The sequence below is a fragment of the Paenalcaligenes sp. genome, from assembly GCF_030152715.1.
Lineage (GTDB): Bacteria > Pseudomonadota > Gammaproteobacteria > Burkholderiales > Burkholderiaceae_B > Paenalcaligenes > Paenalcaligenes hermetiae.
In genome coordinates this window covers 1-4,302 of sequence record NZ_JASLIX010000094.1, presented here as the reverse complement: position 1 = coordinate 4,302, position 4,302 = coordinate 1, and the positions used below count along the sequence as shown (strand labels likewise).

General features: G+C 45.0%; 5 protein-coding genes and 1 tRNA gene. 5 read left to right on the top strand and 1 reads right to left on the bottom strand.

All coding sequences use genetic code 11. The features are described from left to right. The 5 genes from Q1V74_RS07715 to Q1V74_RS07695 all read left to right on the top strand — a co-directional run. On the top strand, nt 1–821 hold an 821-nt coding region (locus Q1V74_RS07715), incomplete at its 5' end, for a phospholipase A (protein ID WP_300647835.1). 97 nt (nt 822–918) lie between these two features. Beyond that, nucleotides 919–995 (top strand) — tRNA-Pro (locus Q1V74_RS07710). Between the two features lie 70 nt (nt 996–1,065). After that, on the top strand, nt 1,066–1,626 hold the full coding sequence (locus tag Q1V74_RS07705) for a TRAP transporter small permease subunit (RefSeq protein ID WP_300647838.1): 561 nt from the start codon (nt 1,066–1,068) through the stop codon (nt 1,624–1,626). Then, the gene (locus Q1V74_RS07700; RefSeq protein ID WP_300647832.1) at nt 1,613–2,881 is read left to right on the top strand and encodes a TRAP transporter large permease; all 1,269 of its coding nucleotides are present in this window, start codon (nt 1,613–1,615) and stop codon (nt 2,879–2,881) included. The genes Q1V74_RS07705 and Q1V74_RS07700 overlap by 14 nt, the downstream gene beginning before the upstream one ends. A 15-nt stretch (nt 2,882–2,896) precedes the next feature. Next, nucleotides 2,897–3,886, top strand: coding sequence for a TRAP transporter substrate-binding protein (locus Q1V74_RS07695; protein WP_300647829.1), 990 nt, complete (start codon nt 2,897–2,899; stop codon nt 3,884–3,886). A gap of 92 nt (nt 3,887–3,978) precedes the next feature. Here the strand turns inward: Q1V74_RS07695 and Q1V74_RS07690 are convergent. Next, nucleotides 3,979–4,302: transporter substrate-binding domain-containing protein (locus Q1V74_RS07690; protein ID WP_366524661.1), on the bottom strand; the 324-nt coding region annotated here is incomplete at its 5' end.

Here is a 4,302-nt window from a genome sequence, read left to right as displayed (position 1 = left end):
CAGAAATCCCCCAAGAGCAACTAACCGCTCAAGGCATTTCTCCTACCTATGGCCCGGCTGTGGCGCAAGCCCCACAAAATCCGCATAGTAGTGTCGTTTTTGATAATTTCCGAAATGCGATTTCTTCTTATGAGCCTATTTATTTTATTGTTGGCTCTAAACCTGAAACAAACGCGCGTTTCCAAATTAGCTTTAAATATCGTCTCTTTAATCCTGAAGATGAAAAAAAATCAGGTTTTCATAACCATTTATATCTGGCTTACACACAGCGTTCATTGTGGGATTTAAGTTCCGATTCCATGCCTTTTATCGATACTACGTATAACCCCAGTGTCTTTTGGTATAAAGAAAAACTTTGGCAAAATAATAATTCGCCTTTTTATTTGGGTTTAAATGCAGGGGCGGAACATGAGTCTAATGGTAAAAGCGGCGACGACTCCCGCTCTATTAATGATTTCTACATTCAGCCCGAGTTCAATTACCTATTTGATGGGGGCAGTACGCTGACTTTTATGCCTCGCGTAAAGAAATACTTTGGCGTCAGCAGCGATAACCCAGACTACCGTGACTATATGGGCAATGTGGAATGGAAACTACGCTGGCAACAAGATTACGGTCTTGCTTTAACTGGTACCTATCAACGTGGTAAGCACAACCGTAAAACCACCCAGGTGGATGCTTCTTGGCCTTTAAAGCGTACCCCACTTAATATGAATGGTTATCTCTACGCTCAATACTACAAGGGCTACGGCGAAACACTTTTACACTACAACCAACGCAGCCAATCACAAGTTCGCTTTGGGATTGCTATCATTCCATAGTCTTTCCCCCTCTAAAACAGGGGGGAGACAGATAAAAAAACATTTTTTCACAAAAGGCTTGCTTTTTTATTTTAAGTCATGCTATAGTTAAGTCTTTCGGGGCGTAGCGCAGCCTGGTAGCGCATCTGGTTTGGGACCAGAGGGTCGCGAGTTCGAATCCCGCCGCCCCGACCACATTACTAAAAAAGGTTTATGCTTTGGCATAAACCTTTTTTTTCATCTGTCATCGCATTACAATGTGACTATGCTCACACTTTATCGATTTAGTCAGCGCCTTGCTCGCACGGAGTTATTCGTAGCGGGCTCTTTTATGGCTTTTATTTTTTTGTTATTGATAATCAATATCATTACTCGTCTCAATAACATTCCTATTTATTGGATTGACGAGGCGGCTGTCACCGCTATGGTCTGGATGGCACTACTGGCAGCGGCTGCAGGTATCCACTACCGCACTACTATTGCCATGACCCTTTTAAAAGATCGCTTAAGCCAATCGGCGCAATATCGTTTAGATCTGTGCGTGGATGCCTTGCTGATGCTTTTTTTTACGGTATTTTTGGCTTTACTGATCATGATTTTTGAGCCTTATCAGCTCATCGTCAAACACCGGTTAGATTGGGCTGCTTTTTCAAGCACAGAGTTTAATTTTATCTATGAGGAGCCCACCATGACCCTGGGGATAAAAAAATTTTGGACATGGTTAATCCTACCTATTTTTGCTGTTAGCGGCTTAATCCATAGTCTGGCTAACTGGTGTCATACCATGACTCTACTGCGTCAAGAGCATTCTCATGTTAGCAATTAGTTTTTTTACACTGTTACTGCTAAGCGTACCGGTGGCTTTTGTCTTAGCGATAACGGCGCTCTTATTTATTTATACGTCAGACAATACGGTGCTGCTCAGCTCCTACCCTCTGCAGTTTTTTGGGGGGCTAGAAAATTATGGCTTGCTGGCTTTACCACTTTTTATTTTGCTGGGCGAATGCATGCACGAGGGTGGGATAGCTCGCCGTCTCATGGCCGCTGCCGCCGCATGCATTGGTTCAGTTCGAGGTGGCTTAGCGTATATCAACCTGCTTGCCAATATGATGTTGGCTTCTATCTTGGGTTCTACCGTGGCCCAAGTCACGATTATGGCGCGCATTGCTGTTCCCCAGATGCAGCAAGCCGGATATCGTAAAGACACCGCTATTACCATCACTGCCCTTGGGGGCTTGTTGGCCCCTATTATGCCACCCTCGATGCTTTTTATTATCTATGGCGTCATCGCTCAAATTTCGATTGGGGATTTATTTTTAGCTGGCATTGTTCCTGGGTTACTACTAAGTCTTGCTTTTCTCGCTATTATTGGTGTTTTAGCAAAAAAGCATCAGTATCCATACACAGAGCGCCAAAATGGTAAGCAGCGCTGTAAAGCGCTTTTTCAAAGCCTACCGGCTGTAATGATACCTATTATCATTATTGGTTGTATTCTTGGTGGGATTGCTACACCAACCGAAGCCGCGGCCATTGCCTGCATTGCCTCCATACTGGTTGGCAAATATATCTATAAAGAACTGCATTTCACATTTATTGGTCCAGCATTAATCCGTGCCGCTCAAAACGCAGCAGTGGTGTTATTGCTCATCGCTGCCTCGCATGTATTTGGTTGGGTAATCACATTTGAAAACTTACCTGCCCAATTTGCCGATTGGATTCAGCACATCACCAATAGCCCACCCGTTTTTTTATTTTTGGTGGTGCTAGCTTTACTTGTCATGGGCATGGTGATGGATCCTATTCCTATTATTATTTTAGTTGTGCCTGTGCTATTACCGGTTGCTATGGATCACTATGGTATCAACCCATTTCATTTTGGCGTTGTACTGTGCTTAAGCTTAGTCCTAGGCTTATTAACCCCTCCGATTGGCTCGGCCCTCTTTGTGGCGTCTTCCTTATCAGGCATTAGAGCGGAGCGTATTGCGCGTTTAGCCTTGCCGTATCTATTTGCTGCTCTGGCTGTAATAGCCCTTTTAGTGCTTTTGCCAGCGCTTTCTTTGGTCTTTATCTCCTCGCCCTAACACAAAGGAAATCTCATGCGTAAAAAATGGTATGCCTTTTTTAGTTACTTATGCCTTAGTAGCTCGCTATTTGTTGGTTCAGCAGTCGCCGCGGAACTACGCTTAGGTCTAATTACTCCTCCTTCTCACCAATGGTCGATTTCTGCTCAGGAACTGGCACAAGAAGTCCAAGAAAAAACACAAGGCGAGCTACGCGTGCGGGTCTATCCATCGGGACAATTAGGTAATGAAGCCCAAATGCTACAGCAGCTACAAAGCGGGGCTTTAGATATGGCTTTTTTAGTGGCTGGCGAGATCGCCAATCGGCGCCCTAATTATGCCGCTCTCTTTGCTCCCTATTTGGTTGATACCCCACAACAAGTCAGTCAGTTATTACAAGGCGAAACCGCCACCGCTATGCTTCAAGAACTTAACAGTCTGGGTTTGGTGGGCTTAGGTTATGGTATGGCGGGAATGCGCCAAATTCTGATGCGTGCAGCGATTAACGATGGGACAGATCTAAAAGGCAAAAAAATCCGCACGATCCCCATTGAGCCTGAGCTCGATTTTTGGCGTAAAGTTGGCGCAGCGCCTACACCTATGCCACTACCTGCGCTATATGATGCCTTTGCTAATGGTCAAATCGATGGCATGCAAATCGACTTTGAGGGTGCATGGAATGTTAAATACATCGACCATGCTAAAACCGTTTTACACTCATCACACATGATGCTACCGATGGTTGCTGTGGCTTCAGCAAAAAAATGGCAGACCCTGAGCGAAACACAACAAAAACTCTTACAAGAAATCGTCGCCAAGCATTTAGAGCAAATTATCTTGGCCTATGAAAAAATTGATCAAGACTACTTAGACCAAATCCAAACCACAGGGGTTTCGATTCTTAAGGTGGATCGAGCATTTTTTGGTGAAAGTATAGAAAACTGGTATCAGGTGTGGCGTACCAAGTCCCCCACCCTTAAAGCGTTGGAGCAAGAAGCAGCACAAATTAAAGCCCAAACCCCCTAGTCCACCCAGACGATGTGGCTCGTGTGATGGTATTTCACAAAGCCCACAGCCGTAAGCGTTTTATGAGCTTGCAGCTGTGGGCTTTGGCTTTATTAAGGTGCAACGGTTGCCCCGCCTTGGCCGCTACGCTGCAACGCTTCGGCTACAAATCCGTTAGCCTTCATTTCTTTAATAAAATCAGTCACATATTGCAAAGCCATATCACGCCCTTTAGGTAGCGCCATGGCTTGATGAATAGCCGTAAAATGGCCGTCTAAAATACGGTATCCTGTGTGCTCTGCCGCATATGCTTGTAACGTTTGACGCACTCCGGCTACCGCCTCCAGGCCCTGTTCTACAAACCCATGAATCGCTGCAGCCGAAGTGGAAAACTTAACGAGTTCGGCATGCTGTAAATGCCGAGATAAAAACAAATC